Raw genomic sequence first — 14,016 nt, forward strand, 5'->3', positions numbered from 1 at the left:
CTACTTCCTCGTGTTCGGCCTAACATGGCCGATACAGCCGGCAATTTGAACCGATTTCACGGTGACGATTCGCTGCATTTGCGCTACCGAAAGGCTCACTCTTGGAGCCGAACCAGATGAGCCGCCGCGATCGAAAACCGCTAGCCAAGTCGCGCCCCCAAGGCGATCGCGCCAAAGGGCCTGCCAAGGGGTTCGGCAAGGGGGCAGCGCCGTTTCGCGACAAGAAGCAGGGCAATCGGCCGATGGGCAACGGGCCTGGTGGCAAGCCCGCACGGTTTGCCGAGCCGCGGCGGGAAAAGCCGGCTCCTGTGGTGGCCGAGCCCGAAAAGGCAAAGGCCGAACTGCCGCTGCCGACAAAAGTGCAGACCATTGTCGTCACCGCAGACGAAAACAACATGCGCGTCGATCGTTTCCTCGAGGCGCGCTTCCCGGGCCTGTCGTTCTCCCACATCCAGCGCATCGTCCGGAAGGGCGAATTACGCGTCAATGGCAAGCGCGCCGACAGCAAGGACCGGCTGGAGGAAGGCCAGAGCGTCCGCATTCCGCCGCTGCGGCTTGATACGCCGAAGGGTGCAGGCCCGCTCTCGGAAGCCGCGGCGAAGACGCTGCAGGCGCTGAAGGAGATGACGATCTACGAGGATGCCGACGTTCTCGTCTTGAACAAGCCGGCGGGGCTTGCCGTGCAGGGCGGCTCCGGCATCACGCGCAATGTCGATTCCATGCTGGAAGTGATGCGCGACGCCAAGGGGCAGAAGCCGCGGCTGGTGCACCGGCTGGACCGGGAAACATCCGGTTGTCTTTTGATCGCAAAAACCCGCTTTGCCGCCACCGCGCTGACCGGCTCGTTCCGCCACCGCTCGGCGCGAAAAATCTACTGGGCTCTGGTGGCCGGCGTACCGAAGCCGAAGCAGGGCCGCATCTCCACCTATCTCGCCAAGGAAGAGAGTGAGGAAGACAGCATCATGCGGATCGCCAAGCATGGCGAGGAGGGTGCCAGCCACGCAGTGACCTACTATGCGGTGGTCGAGACCTCGGCGCAAAAACTGGCCTGGGTATCGCTGAAGCCGGTGACCGGGCGCACCCATCAACTGCGCGCCCACATGGCGCATATCGACCACGCCATCATCGGCGACCCCAAATATTTCAACAAGGAGAACTGGGACCTGCCGGGCGGCCTGCAGAACCGGCTGCATCTCCTGGCACGCCGGCTCGTGATTCCGCATCCGCGCGGCGGCGTGATCGACGTCAGCGCGCCGCTGCCGCCGCATATGCTGCAATCCTGGAATCTGCTCGGGCTCGAAGCCGACCGGTTCGATCCGATCGAGAATGCGCCGGAGGAATAGGGCGGGCGGCCTTCGTCAAGCGGGCGCGCAGCAATATCGATCAAGGCAGTGTCGTGCAGTTCCTGTAACGTGCAGGGCGCAATTGTTCGGAAAAGCTTTGCTCATGATCCGCAATTGGCTCAACGCCGCGCTTCTCGCCTGTGTTGTTGCCGCCCTGCCGGGCGCGGCCGCGCAAGCCCAGACGCTGGTGCTCAAGGGAGGCAGTGCCTATGCCTCACCCAATGCCGCGCCGATTTCCAATTCCGTTGTCGTCACGACAGGCGGTGTCATTGCCGCCGTCGGGCGTGAAGGCGAGGTGCAAATCCCGTCCGATGCACAGGTGATCGATTGCTCGGGCAAGACCATCGTCGCCGGTTTCTGGAACAGTCACGTCCATTTCACGGAAGCCGTGTGGAGGAACGCCGGCGACGCGCCGGCCGCCCCGCTCACCGCGCATATGCAGGAGATGCTGACGCGCTGGGGTTTCACCACGGTGTGGAGTCTCGGCTCCAACACGAACATCGCCGGGCTGCGCCGCCGCATCAATGCGGATGAAATCCCTGGTCCGAATATATTCTTCGCCGGCAGCATCTTCCCCAAGGATGGCCATCCGGCTTACCTGCCGGCAGAAATGCAGCTTCCTGAGGCGGCGACGCCGGAGCAGGCCGCGGAGATGGCGAGAAAATACATGGAGCTCCGCCTCGACGGCATCAAGCTGTTCACCGGCTCCTACAAGGGAGAAGACAAGCCGGTCGTCAACATGGACGTGGCCGTCGCCAAGGCGGCGGTCGATGTCGCGCATGCGCAAGGCAAGCCGGTGTTCGCGCATCCGCAAAATACGGCCGGCATCGAGGCCGTGATCGCCGCCGGCGTCGACGTGATGGCCCACACCGTCGCCAGTCAGCGAGGCTACCTTCCCGATCAGCTCGCGCGCTTCAAGCAGCAGGGGACGGCGCTGACCCCGACATTGTCGCTGTTTGCAAAACTGCCTTTACCGCCCGAGATCGTCACGCGCATCGTCGACAACATCGTCGGCCAGCTCAGGCGTTTTTCGGAAAACGGCAACACCGTCCTGTTCGGCACCGATGTCGGCTATATCCAGCTCTATGACACCACGCTCGAATATGAATTGATGCGCCGGGCGCTGTCGGAACGGCAAGTGCTGGCCGCGCTGACGACCAATCCGGCGGGCTACTTCAAGGCGGCGAAGAAAGGGCGGGTCGAGAAGGAGTTCGACGCCGATCTCGTCGTGCTCGACGGCGACCCGATCGCCGATGTCGGGAACCTCGCCAAGGTTGCTTATACGATCCGCGCCGGCAAGGTGATCTATCAGAAGCCCTGAGCCATTCACCCCCGGTCGAGGGAACCGAGCCAAACCAATATCACAATTGATCGTTGCAACGGCCTCATCAGCTTTATTTGCGTCGACCCTTATCGTATTGTCAGCGCTGAATTTTCCTTCGATCCTGGCAAGCTGAATCACGACATGCGTGAACTATTCGATGAAGTCGCCGGACAGTCGCCGCTCGATCCGCAGGAGGCGGTGCGGCGCGCCACGCGCGCGCCGCAGCGCAAGCGGTTCTACAAGGAGGCTGGTATCGCCGAGGCCGATGGCGGCTTTGCCGTGACGCTGGACGGCAAGCCGATCCGCACGCCGTCCGGCCGCCAGGTCGTTGCGCCGACCAGCTTCATTGCCGAACAGATCGCCGCCGAATGGAACGCGCAGGGCGAGACCATCGATCCCCTGACCATGCCGCTGACGCGCTTTGCCAACTCGGTCGGCGAGGTCACCGAGCGCGTCGATGCGGTAGCCGACGATGTCGAAAAATATCTCGGCACCGATCTCTTGTTCTATCGCGCTGGCCATCCCGAGGCGCTGGTTGCCCGCGAGGCCGCCTATTGGGACCCGGTGCTGGCCTGGGCCGCAAATAGCTTCGGGGCGCATTTCATCCTGTCCGAGGGGATCGTACATGTGACCCAGCCCGAGCAGGCGATCAAGGCTGCCCGCGCCGTCTTCCCTGATGACCCCTGGTCCGTGGCGGCGCTGCATGTGGTGACGACCGTGACCGGCTCGGCGCTGTTGGCGCTGGCGCTATTCCGCGGCGCCATGGACTCCGACGACGTCTGGGCGGCCGCCCATGTCGACGATGACTGGAACGTCGAGAAATGGGGCGTCGATGAGGAGGTCGCGGCCCGCCGGGCAGCCCGGTTCATCGATTTCCGGGCCGCGGTAACCGTTCTAGACGCCCTGAAGGGCTGATGATCCCGTCCGGTTAAGGAGAGGTTTACGGCGCCGGGTTAGCCTTCTTGACTCTGGCCGAGACCTCAACCATGGCGATTTCGATCAATCCCGTTCTGCCGGTGCTTGCCTCCCAGGAGGCCGGCAGCATTGCGCCCGAACTCGTGCTGCAGCCGGGAAGCGTGGTCAACGCCCAGGTGCTGAAAGTGCTGTCCGAGGATCTGGTGCGGATCGCGATCGCCAGCCTCTCGATCGATGTGGCCACGGAAGTCCCGCTGCAGCAGGGCCAGAACCTGCAGCTTGCGGCCACCCAGACCAAGGACGGCATCCGCCTTGCCGTGGTCGGGCAGGGCGCCGCCGGCGCTGCGGCCGACGCCGTCACGCTGTCACCGGACGCGATGGCCGATCTGCCCGCCAATCAGCCAGCCGCCACCGCCCCGAAGATCGTGCTGACGCCGGCCGAGCGCGCCGCGATTTCCGCGGCAGCCCAGGCCGCCGTCAGCGAACAGGACAGCCTCGCGCCCCTGTTTGCCAATCTCGGCGCAGCCGTCTCCTTCAGTGGCCTGCCGCCGAAACTGCGCGAGGCGATCGCGCAGGTGCTGGCGCAGCAGACCAGTCTCGATCAGAACCTCGACGGCGCCGACATCAAGACGGCGTTCCAGAAGTCCGGAATTTTTCTCGAGGCGTCGCTTGCCGCGGGCACGCTCCCGCAGAATAGCGCCCCCGATCTGAAGGCCGCGCTGATTGTGTTGCGCCAGACGCTGCAGTCGGCCCTCGGGCTCAATGCGACGCCGGCATCGCCCGCGGCACCGGCCGCGCCGGCCACGGCGCAACACGCTGTGCCGCCGCAGGCTGCGACCGTGAACCCTGCGCCGCCTCTAGCGCCGAATATCGATGCGCCGGTGCTGCCGCAGTTGCGATTGCCCACAGAGGAAAATCTCGCGCTGGCGTCCCAGGCTGCGAGAGGCGCGCTTGCACCTTCGCCGGGTGCCGAACGCTCGGCCGGGGCGACGCTGAACCTGCTGCAGGAAGCGCTGCATGAATTCGGCATGCCGATGCGGGCGGCCGCCGCCGTGCTGAAGGACATTCGCGGCACTGACGCAACCTTCCACACCAACACGCCGCCGCCACCGGTTCGCGGTGCGCCGCCGGCGGCGCAGCCGGTCGCTACCCCGACGCTTCAACCGCAGGCGCCGCTCGAGACAACTGCGCATCATCTGCTCGATGACACCGATGCTGCCATTGCGCGCCAGACCTTGCTGCAGGTCGCCTCCCTACCGGATCGCGTCGACACATCGTCGCCTCGGCCGGACTCGACCGCGCCGCGCTGGCATTTCGAAATCCCGTTTGCGACGTCGCAGGGCACGGCGATGGCGCAATTCGAGATCTCGCGCGACGACGGCCATGAGGAAGTCGAGTCGGCAAAACGGGTCTGGCGCGCGCGGTTCTCGCTCGACGTCGAGCCGGCAGGGCCGGTGCATGCGTTGATCTCGCTGACCTCTGACAAGACCTCGGTGCGGCTCTGGGCGGAGCGGCCGTCGACGGCGGAGCAACTCCGCGCCGGAATGCCCCAGCTCAGCCAGGCGCTGGCCCGCGCCGAACTGCAGCCTGGCGACATCGTGATCCGCGACGGCACGCCGCCGCAGGCCGCACCCGCCGCGCGCGCCGGCCATTTCCTGGACCGCGCGCTATGAGCGTCGACACCAGGAACAAGCTCGCGGTCGCGCTGCATTACGACAAGACCGGCGCGCCGCGCGTCGTCGCCAAGGGCAAGGGCACGATCGGCGCCAGGATCGTCGAACTCGCCAAAGAGCATGACATTCCGATCGAGGAGAACGAGGTGCTGGCGGGCGCGCTGTCCCATGTCGAGATCGGCGACGAGATTCCGCCGGAGCTCTACAAGGCAGTCGCCGAAGTGCTAATCTTCGTGCTGCGGCTGTCGGGCCGCGTGCGCTGATTTGTGCGAGCGGATGTCGGTTTCACTGCCGGAGCATCCGTCGAACCAAACCTGCTTGTCAAAGTTTTTCCACGATGCCATCAACATCGTCGCGCCGTCTCCTCAAACCAGCGTCGGACATGCCCGTGATCACTCGCCGCCATGCGCTCGGTCTTCTCGCCGCGACGCCATTCGTGCCGACGCGCGCCCTTGCCAACGTCTCCTATCAGCGCAGCGAGTTTCGCGACGATCTTTCCCGGCGCTTCTTCGATCTCGGCACGGTTGGGACCTTCGTGGCCTACAAGGTCGACGATTACCTGATCATCGCCAGCGACAAGGTTCGCTCGGGCGAGGGCAGGCTGCCGGCCTCGACCTTCAAAATTCCGAACTCGGTCATCGCACTCGAGACCGGCGTGGTCGAGGACCCCGACAAGGACGTCTTCAAGTGGGACGGCGTGACGCGCAGCATCGAGGCCTGGAACAAGGACCACACGCTGCGCTCGGCGATCGCGGTTTCCGCCGTGCCGGTCTATCAGGAAATCGCCCGGCGTATCGGCGCCGAGCGGATGCAGAAATATCTCGACCTGTTCGACTATGGCAACCGCGACATCGGCGGCGGCATCGATCAGTTCTGGCTGACCGGCGCCTTGCGTATCGATCCGGTGCAGCAGATCGATTTCGTCGATCGCCTGCGGCGTGGCGTGCTGCCGGTCGGCAAGCGCAGCCAGGAGCTGACGTGCGACATCCTGCCCGTGACCAAGGTCGGCGACGCCACCATCCGCGCCAAGAGCGGGCTTTTGGGTGCCGAGCAGGGCTCACTGGGCTGGATGGTCGGCTGGGCCGAGAAGGGCAACCAGCAAACCGTGTTCGCGATGAACATGGACTGCAAGCAGCCAAGCCACGTCGCCGCGCGCATGGCCGTCGTGCAGCAATGCCTCGCCGATATCGTGGCGATCTGACCCGCCGGCTAGCGCCGGCTCAGCGCCAGCGAGACCGACGTGATGTTGGTGCCCTGAGGATGGATCGACACCGTCTGCCGGCCGCCGCGCGTCGTGAGCGACAAGTTGGCCGAGAAACTGTCGCCTCTAGCCGCCGCCTCGACGTGATCGCCGGCCGCACGTCCGGAAAGTGTCCCGGAAGCATTGCGGCTCGCTTCGCTCCACGAGCCCGAGATCGCGCCGCCGCGGTATTCGACCTCGCTGGCGAGATCGAAATTGTAGCTGGCGCTGGCGCATCTCAGATTGAGCCGGAGCTGCTCGCCGCTGCCGGCGACATCGTACGCCGCGCGGCAACGCAATTGCTCCTGCTGTCCATCGCTGGTGCTGAGCACGCCGCCGCCTGACCATGTACCCGCCATGGCGACAAACGGCGAGGCGGGCGCGGCCAGCGCCACGCCGCCGGTCAGGCTAAGCGACGCCAGGAGCAGCGCTGTTCGTGTGAGATTGGTACACATCGGATGGCCTCCGTTTCGGTTGGGCAATTAACGTCCCAAGCCAGCCACGGGTCTATGGTTCCGCTGTCGGCACGTGTTTGTGAGGCTGGCTTCCTTTTGCCGATGAATTTAGCCGAGCTTGAGCAGTGCCTGCCGGAACTCACTGACCGCCTTCTGTGCTTCCTTTGCAGTCGATGGTTGCCGGGTTGAGCGATGCAGTTGTCCTTATAGGTGAAGGGTGCGTTCGTTTCGGCGTTCATCAAGACGCCGCCTTCGCCTTCTCGGATACTGCGATTGCGTGACTGCGCTGCGACGGCTTTCGATGGGACTACAACAAGCCGGTAACCGGCTGTCAATTCGTGGGCTTGCCGATCCGCCCGAGATGTGTCGAGGCAAACCCGGCCGCATACTTCAGCCCATAGCCGAGCGCGCGGTCGAAGCCGATATGGGCCAGCCAGATCATCGCGACCGAGAGGATCAGCGGCGAAGCGGTGGCAAAGCCTGATGTCATCATCGCCATCGGCGCCAGATAGCTGTGGGCCGCGTTGTAGATCATGGCGCCGAACCGCGGTCCGCTTAGATAACCGGCAAAGCTCAAATCCGGTATGAAGAACAGGGCCGCGTAGACCCACCAGTCGCCATCCCAGACATAGTAAAGCAGCGTCATTCCGATAAAGAGCGCTAATCCTTCCAGCCGAAGCACCGTTCGCACACCCCCTGTGGCGGCGCCCGAGGCGTCGGCGCTGGCAATTTCGGTCATTCCGGTCCCCATGGTCAGGATGCGCATATAAGGGCCGCGCCACGGCGGTACCAGAGGCGGGACGGGGTGTTTCCTGTCACGAAAATGCCGTGTTAGAAGGCCTCTCAAAATGGCACCTGAACGGGCGGAAGCAGCATGAAGGATATCCTGGACACCCTCGAGGCACGGCGCGCCGGCGCCAAGCTTGGCGGCGGCGAAAAGCGCATCGAGGCGCAGCACGCCCGCGGAAAATTGACCGCGCGGGAGCGCATCGAGCTCTTGCTCGACAAGGGCTCGTTCGAGGAATTCGACATGTTCGTCGAGCACCGCTCGACCGAATTCGGCATGGAAAAGACCAAGGTGCCGGGCGACGGCGTCGTCACCGGCTGGGGCACGGTCAACGGCCGCAAGACGTTTGTGTTCGCCAAGGATTTTACCGTGTTCGGCGGCTCGCTGTCGGAGACCCACGCGCTGAAGATTACGAAATTGCAGGACATGGCGATGAAGGCGCGGGCGCCGATCATCGGCCTCTATGACGCCGGCGGCGCGCGCATCCAGGAGGGCGTCGCCGCGCTCGCGGGTTATTCCTATGTGTTCCGCCGCAATGTGATTGCCTCGGGCGTGATCCCGCAGATCTCGGTCATCATGGGGCCCTGCGCCGGCGGCGACGTCTATTCGCCGGCGATGACCGACTTCATCTTCATGGTGAAGAACACCAGCTACATGTTCGTCACCGGCCCGGACGTCGTGAAGACCGTCACCAACGAGGTGGTGACGGCGGAAGAACTCGGCGGCGCTTCGGTGCATGCGACACGCTCCTCGATTGCGGACGGCGCGTTCGAGAACGACGTCGAGGCGCTCTTGCAGATGCGCCGCCTGATCGACTTCCTGCCCTCCAACAACACCGACGGTGTGCCGGAATGGCCGAGCTTTGACGACATCGGCCGGGTCGATATGTCCCTGGACACGCTGATCCCCGACAATCCGAACAAGCCCTACGACATGAAGGAGTTGATCTTTAAGGTCGTGGACGAGGGCGACTTCTTCGAGATCTCGGAAGCTTTTGCCAAGAACATCGTCACCGGCTTCGGCCGCATTGCGGGGCGCACTGTGGGTTTCGTCGCCAACCAGCCGATGGTGCTGGCGGGCGTGCTCGACTCTGACGCCTCGCGGAAAGCGGCGCGCTTCGTCCGCTTCTGCGACGCCTTCAATATCCCGATCGTCACCTTCGTCGACGTGCCGGGCTTCCTGCCGGGCACGAGCCAGGAATATGGCGGCCTGATCAAGCACGGCGCGAAATTGTTGTTCGCCTATTCGCAATGCACGGTGCCGCTCGTCACCGTCATCACCCGAAAAGCCTATGGCGGCGCCTTCGACGTCATGGCCTCAAAGGAAATCGGCGCCGACATGAATTACGCCTGGCCGACCGCGCAGATCGCTGTCATGGGCGCCAAGGGCGCGGTGGAAATCATCTTCCGCAGCGACATGAACGATCCCGAGGCGATCGCCAAGCGCACCAAGGAATACGAAGACCGCTTCCTGTCACCGTTCATCGCGGCTGAGCGCGGCTACATCGACGACGTCATCATGCCGCATTCGACGCGGCGGCGGATTGCAAGGGCTCTGGCGATGCTGAAAGACAAGAAGGTGGAAATGCCGGCGAAGAAGCACGACAATTTGCCGTTGTAGCTCCAACAAAGCGCATTCACCGTGTGCGGGTGGCCTTCCAGCATTCACTTTTCACGACCAATGTCGGAGAGCCGTCCAATGGCACTGGCTCTCTTGGTCATTGCAGCATTGATCGCGGGCATTCCCCGAGGGAATGCCGCTGAGCTGTGGGATTTCATAAGGGTGGGAAAGAGTTTCGTGGCGGGGCCGAAGTGGCAGCCCCGAAGCGGAAAGGCGGCGATCCAAATGAAGGATGGTCGTGTCGACATTCAAGCCTCCTACACTGATGACTTGAAGGACAGTGCGCCCGGCCAGCTAGGCTATGTGTCGATTAAGATTAGCGGTACGTTGGGATCTGACGGCATCGTCCGGGCAACTTGCACTTTTCCGGATACCGACGCGAGTCCCATCAAATTGACCGGACGATACGTAACGCGAGACGAACTTCAAATATGGGGTGAAAAACGGAAGCTTGTTACGCAAAGGGAAGTAGTGTTCTCGCATCCGCCTAATTTTGAATTCTTCGGATTTCTCAAGCAGGATGCAAGAGACGAATGAGTGCGTGGGCGAGTTGGCCGACTCGTCCGCCGTAGCAGCGTAGGCCGGAATAGCAAAGCGTAATCCGCCATCTTTGGCGACCACCAGCGCGTCGGGCGAGTTAGGCCAAGCAAGCAGGGAGGTTAGGCGAAGCCGTACCCCACCAAAGTCTCTACATGCAGTTAGCTCGGCCGGTGGGTTACGCCTTCGGCTAACCCACCCTACGAAGCTTCAGCGCTACGCCGCCTTTTTCTTGAACGCTTCCTCCGCGCGCTTCTTCAGTTCGGTCGGCGAAACGTCTTCGATATGCGTGCCGAAGAACCAGCTGTTGCCGGCGGCATCCTTCACGCCGCCGCTGCGATCGCCGTAGAATTGATCCGCCGGCTCCATGATCGAGGTCGCGCCGGCCTTGATCGCGCGCTGATAGGCAGCATCGACGTCGGGCACGTAGAGATACAGCATCACCGGCATCGCTTTGACCTGCTCGGAGGCGTCGGAAATCATCACCATGGAATCTCCGACCTTGAGCGTCGCATGCATCACCGTGCCATCGGGCCGCAAGGTCGGCTCATGATCATGCTGGGCGCCGAGCGCCTGTTCCATGAAGCTGATGGTCTTCTTCGCGCCCTCGACGATGAGATAGGGGGTCACGGTGTGAAACCCTTTTGGGATCGGTTTTACTTTCGCGGCCATGGCAGTCTCCTGTGGCGTTGAACGAACCGGAAATAACGCGGAGCGAGCAAATCGGTTTGCTGCAACCGAGCGCTAAATTATCCGCGCGAAATGTGACGGCTCCGGGCCAGCGATCTGCGGCGAGGGTTCCGCATGTGTCTGCACGCCTGACCCAGTCAGCAAACCGAATTAGCGTGACCGATCTCCCGCCGCGAAATGCGCCATCTGATCTGCATGCGCCTTCACGAAAGCGGGCCGGACCGTGGCGCGCGCGATGTAGTCGCGGCAGGCGGGATGACCCGCCAGCCCGTCGAAGCGATCGATGGGGCGGAGCACATCGGACATCAGAATGTCGGCGACCGAGAAGGATCCCGCCAGCCATTCGCGCCCCGTGAGTACCTGCTCCAGGTGCTTGAGCCGGATCTTGAGGAACTCGTCCAGAAACTTCGATGCCGGCTCGCCGGTGAACTTGAACATGGCCCAGGGCAGGCCCGCCATTTCGACCGAATTGAGCGCGGCGAACACCCATTTAATCACCTCGCTGCGGCCGCGCGGCTCGGCCGGCATTAACGCCGGACTCAGTTCGCCCAAATGGAGCAGGATCGCGCCGGTCTCGAAGATCGAGATGTCGCCATCGGTCAGCCACGGCACCTGGCCGAACGCCTGATGCGCGAAATGCTCAGGCCCGCGGTCGCCGAACGGTACGCTGTTGACGCGGTAGGGCAGGCGCGCCTCTTCCAGCGCCCAGCGCACGCGGAGATCACGCACAAGACCCCGCGGCATCTCGGGAACCCAATCGAAGGTGGTCAGCGTCAGGTCGGCCATCCGGCATCTCCATGTTCTGTTTCATGCATAGGACGGGCGAAGGGCGCGCGTTCCGACATCGGCGACAAGTTTTTTCGTCGCGCCATCCATCCTAGGAAGCTTCCGCGCCTTCAATCCTGACGTGCATCAATCTTGGCGCGAGTTTTGCTGGTGTCGCAGCCTACACGGCTTTATGTGGCGTTTGCAGGAATCTTCTGCCGCTGGAGCTGATCAAGGGGCAGATTTTGCCTGGAGGAAAGTGATGACGGTGTCTTCGGTTGCCGGTGGCGTGTTTGTGCAGAACCCTCTGATGAAAGGGCGGCATGCGCCTGATCTTTCCGCGCCGTTCGCGCTGAGCCAGGACGACAGACAGGTGTTGTCGATGCGCGGCATGAGCGAAGGGCAACAGGATGCAGTGAGTTCGCTCTACGCCAAGGCGCGCGCCGCGGTGCAGGGCGGCCAGGGCCGGGGTTTCCTGGCGTCACTGGATACGCAATCGCTGGCGCTGTTGCAGCAGGCTGCAAGCCTCGCTGTATCAGTCAATGTTTCCACCCTCACGGAAGAGGGAGCGGAGAATCTGTTGCTGGCGCCGACGGAAGCGGTCGATCTCAACAGCGACGGCATGATCGAGGTCGGCGCCGCGCTGACATCCTCATTCCCGCCGGTCAACGCTTCGCCGGAGCTGCGCGCAGCCTGGGAGAAGACGGCTTCCGGCATGAACGAGAGAGACGCAATGACGCTGTCGTTCAAGCTGAGTGGAGCGTCCATGAGCCTCGATGGCGGCAGCATCAAGGGGCGGGATTTTTCCGGCGATTTTGACTGGAACGGCTATATGCAGAACTTGATCGCCAGCAACGACATGTCGAAGCCATACAACAGCCTGGAGCAATACCAGAGGATCAACGATCAGCTCCTCGGCTTCTGGGCGGCGCTGAAGGAGCAGGGGCTGGCTTGATATCCGGCGCAGCCTATCGCCGGCGCTCGTCAGATCACTGGCCGAGCTTTGCGAGCTTGCCTTGCCTCGCGGCCTCGACGGCTCGCTCCGCGTCCTCCCGCGCAGCCTCGCGGAGAAATCTCGGCGCATTCAGCCTCATGGTTCTCCCGGCGATGCAGAGCATCGTCCGGAGACGCGCGGAGCCTTTCATCGGGCCGCGCCGCGCGCGGACCCGTTGGCGCTCCTCGCCAAGAGGGGCTTACGACGCGGCCGGGCTCACACCACCTGCGACCTAACGCGGCACGAGCGGCACAAAATCGTATTCGCCAACGCCTTGCAGAACCAGGAAAGTGAGCGACGCCGTGCCGCCATTGGTGACCAGATGCGGCCGCATCGGCCGGACGACATAGACCTCGCCGGGCTTCAGGTTCACTTCCTCTTTCGGCTCCTGCAGGAACAACCGCATCTGGCCTTCGAGAACGTAAAACGTGTCGGAGACCTTGCTGTGGGTGTGCCACGGCACCTTCTGCGTGGCGGAGAGCTGCAACTCCATAATGCGAAAGCCGGGGCGGGTGGCGTGCTCGGCGCGCCGTTCGACTTCGTAGAGGTGACTGGCGTCCTTGACCGGTTGCGGCTGGTTCATGATGGCCTCCTTGTCGTCCGCCCCATCGCCGCGCGATGATAGCCGTCCGCTGCCATTCACGAAACCGGAGCCGTCGGGTAGGCAAAGCGCCTGCCCTGCGACGTCTTCACTCCATCTCTTGGCGCTTGCGCTGCTCGCCCTCGCGCAGCCTTTGCGCGATCGCGGATCGCCTTGGTATCAGCGCAGCTTCATCGGCGAGCCGCTGCGCGAGATCGGCGTGATATTGCTGCACGACGTCGAGCACCGCTTCCTTGGCGAGCTGGCGGTGGTAGTCGGCCAGGAATTTGTGCATGTCAGCGAGCTGTTCTTCGTCCATAGCGATCGCGCCTCGGTCGCGATGCCGGATTGTACCGCAAGCCGTTGATCCTCCACCAGCTTTTCGCGATCCCGGATGGTGGTAAGTTTAACATATCGGGCAGCCACGGACGACGTCGCCCGTGAGGAGCCGCCAAACATGGCGCGTTAACTATTCGTTAACCATGGCGGCCGTAGCCTCGCTTCACTATCCGGTCATGATCAGCCGATTCCAGCGCGGTCGTTCGAGGAGAACAGCCGATGTCCGTTGAGATTCTGACCTATGCAGCCTTGGGCGCCCGCCTCAATATCTCGGCGGCGGCCGCTCGCTCGCTTGCCAGGCGGCTCCGGCTGCCGCGCTCGCTTTCGGATGATGGGAAGGCCGTCGTGAGCGTCGATCTGGCCGAAGTCAGGCACACGCCACATCCGACGGCCTATCGGAAGGCAGGTGACGTCGCGCAACTGACGACGACGATCGCGACGCTGCATGCGGAGATCCTGCAGCTTGAGATCAGGTCGGCTACCCATCGCGCCGATTTCGAGCACGAACGCGAGCGCGCCGATCGGCTGGCGGCCGAGCTGCAGCAGGCGAGTGCCAAGACCATGGCGGCCAGGGAAGCCGCGGCGCGGCTCGAGGGCGAAGTCGCGGCGTTGCGAACCTTGGTCCGAACTGGCGATTCCAACGAGAATCACGGACATTCAGCGCGCCGGGTCGGACATCTGGCTGCGAGTTTGGTGGAAGCAGATCGCAAGGCTTCTCGCAGGTAGCAATCCATTTCTCTCATTCCGCGGTTGA

At 63.3% G+C, this 14,016-nt stretch carries 16 protein-coding genes; 10 read left to right on the forward strand and 6 right to left on the reverse strand.

All coding sequences use genetic code 11. The features are described 5' to 3' along the window. Positions 1-116: 116 nt before the first annotated feature. From RX331_RS15615 to RX331_RS15640, 6 genes are all read left to right on the forward strand, one after another. Positions 117-1,343, forward strand: a complete 1,227-nt coding sequence (locus tag RX331_RS15615; protein WP_317257370.1) for an RluA family pseudouridine synthase — start codon at positions 117-119, stop codon at positions 1,341-1,343. A 103-nt stretch (positions 1,344-1,446) separates the two neighbouring features. Next, complete coding sequence (locus RX331_RS15620; protein ID WP_317257371.1) at positions 1,447-2,664, forward strand: amidohydrolase family protein; 1,218 nt, start codon at positions 1,447-1,449, stop codon at positions 2,662-2,664. A 144-nt stretch (positions 2,665-2,808) separates the two neighbouring features. Further along, complete coding sequence (locus tag RX331_RS15625) at positions 2,809-3,582, forward strand: ATP12 family chaperone protein (protein WP_317257372.1); 774 nt, start codon at positions 2,809-2,811, stop codon at positions 3,580-3,582. A 71-nt stretch (positions 3,583-3,653) separates the two neighbouring features. Beyond that, on the forward strand, positions 3,654-5,255 hold the full coding sequence (locus RX331_RS15630) for a flagellar hook-length control protein FliK (protein ID WP_317257373.1): 1,602 nt from the start codon (positions 3,654-3,656) through the stop codon (positions 5,253-5,255). Further along, complete coding sequence (locus RX331_RS15635; protein WP_317257374.1) at positions 5,252-5,518, forward strand: EscU/YscU/HrcU family type III secretion system export apparatus switch protein; 267 nt, start codon at positions 5,252-5,254, stop codon at positions 5,516-5,518. The genes RX331_RS15630 and RX331_RS15635 overlap by 4 nt, the downstream gene beginning before the upstream one ends. A 119-nt stretch (positions 5,519-5,637) precedes the next feature. Next, entirely contained in the window at positions 5,638-6,456 is an 819-nt protein-coding gene (locus RX331_RS15640) for a penicillin-binding transpeptidase domain-containing protein (RefSeq protein ID WP_317257375.1), read from the forward strand. Positions 6,457-6,464: 8 nt separating this feature from the next. On the opposite strand, the gene RX331_RS15645 is transcribed toward RX331_RS15640, so the two are convergent. Together RX331_RS15645 and RX331_RS15650 are read right to left on the reverse strand one after the other, a co-directional pair. Further along, positions 6,465-6,950 (reverse strand): hypothetical protein, encoded by a 486-nt coding sequence (locus tag RX331_RS15645; protein ID WP_317257376.1) that lies wholly within the window; start codon positions 6,948-6,950, stop codon positions 6,465-6,467. A 331-nt stretch (positions 6,951-7,281) separates the two neighbouring features. Next, complete coding sequence (locus RX331_RS15650; RefSeq protein ID WP_317257377.1) at positions 7,282-7,689, reverse strand: DUF4260 domain-containing protein; 408 nt, start codon at positions 7,687-7,689, stop codon at positions 7,282-7,284. A 135-nt stretch (positions 7,690-7,824) separates the two neighbouring features. Between RX331_RS15650 and RX331_RS15655 the strand changes: the two genes are divergently transcribed. Then, the gene (locus RX331_RS15655) at positions 7,825-9,357 is read left to right on the forward strand and encodes an acyl-CoA carboxylase subunit beta (RefSeq protein ID WP_317257378.1); all 1,533 of its coding nucleotides are present in this window, start codon (positions 7,825-7,827) and stop codon (positions 9,355-9,357) included. A gap of 78 nt (positions 9,358-9,435) precedes the next feature. Further along, positions 9,436-9,894, forward strand: a complete 459-nt coding sequence (locus RX331_RS15660; protein WP_317257379.1) for a hypothetical protein — start codon at positions 9,436-9,438, stop codon at positions 9,892-9,894. A gap of 216 nt (positions 9,895-10,110) precedes the next feature. Here the strand turns inward: RX331_RS15660 and RX331_RS15665 are convergent, their stop codons facing one another. Both RX331_RS15665 and RX331_RS15670 read right to left on the reverse strand, forming a co-directional pair. Then, positions 10,111-10,566 (reverse strand): VOC family protein, encoded by a 456-nt coding sequence (locus tag RX331_RS15665; RefSeq protein WP_317257380.1) that lies wholly within the window; start codon positions 10,564-10,566, stop codon positions 10,111-10,113. Positions 10,567-10,734: 168 nt separating this feature from the next. Continuing rightward, the gene (locus tag RX331_RS15670; RefSeq protein WP_317257381.1) at positions 10,735-11,370 is read right to left on the reverse strand and encodes a glutathione S-transferase family protein; all 636 of its coding nucleotides are present in this window, start codon (positions 11,368-11,370) and stop codon (positions 10,735-10,737) included. Between the two features lie 241 nt (positions 11,371-11,611). On the opposite strand from RX331_RS15670, the gene RX331_RS15675 reads away from it, so the two are divergent. Then, positions 11,612-12,304, forward strand: coding sequence for a hypothetical protein (locus RX331_RS15675; RefSeq protein WP_317257382.1), 693 nt, complete (start codon positions 11,612-11,614; stop codon positions 12,302-12,304). Between the two features lie 271 nt (positions 12,305-12,575). Here RX331_RS15675 and RX331_RS15680 read toward each other — a convergent pair whose 3' ends face one another. Together RX331_RS15680 and RX331_RS15685 are read right to left on the reverse strand one after the other, a co-directional pair. Continuing rightward, complete coding sequence (locus RX331_RS15680) at positions 12,576-12,926, reverse strand: cupin domain-containing protein (RefSeq protein ID WP_317257383.1); 351 nt, start codon at positions 12,924-12,926, stop codon at positions 12,576-12,578. A 106-nt stretch (positions 12,927-13,032) separates the two neighbouring features. Next, on the reverse strand, positions 13,033-13,242 hold the full coding sequence (locus RX331_RS15685; protein WP_317257384.1) for a hypothetical protein: 210 nt from the start codon (positions 13,240-13,242) through the stop codon (positions 13,033-13,035). A 239-nt stretch (positions 13,243-13,481) separates the two neighbouring features. Here RX331_RS15685 and RX331_RS15690 point away from each other — a divergent pair, with 239 nt between their 5' ends. Beyond that, positions 13,482-13,988, forward strand: a complete 507-nt coding sequence (locus tag RX331_RS15690) for a hypothetical protein (protein WP_317257385.1) — start codon at positions 13,482-13,484, stop codon at positions 13,986-13,988. Positions 13,989-14,016 lie beyond the last annotated feature (28 nt).

Source organism: Bradyrhizobium sp. BWA-3-5, from assembly GCF_032917985.1.
Lineage (GTDB): Bacteria > Pseudomonadota > Alphaproteobacteria > Rhizobiales > Xanthobacteraceae > Bradyrhizobium.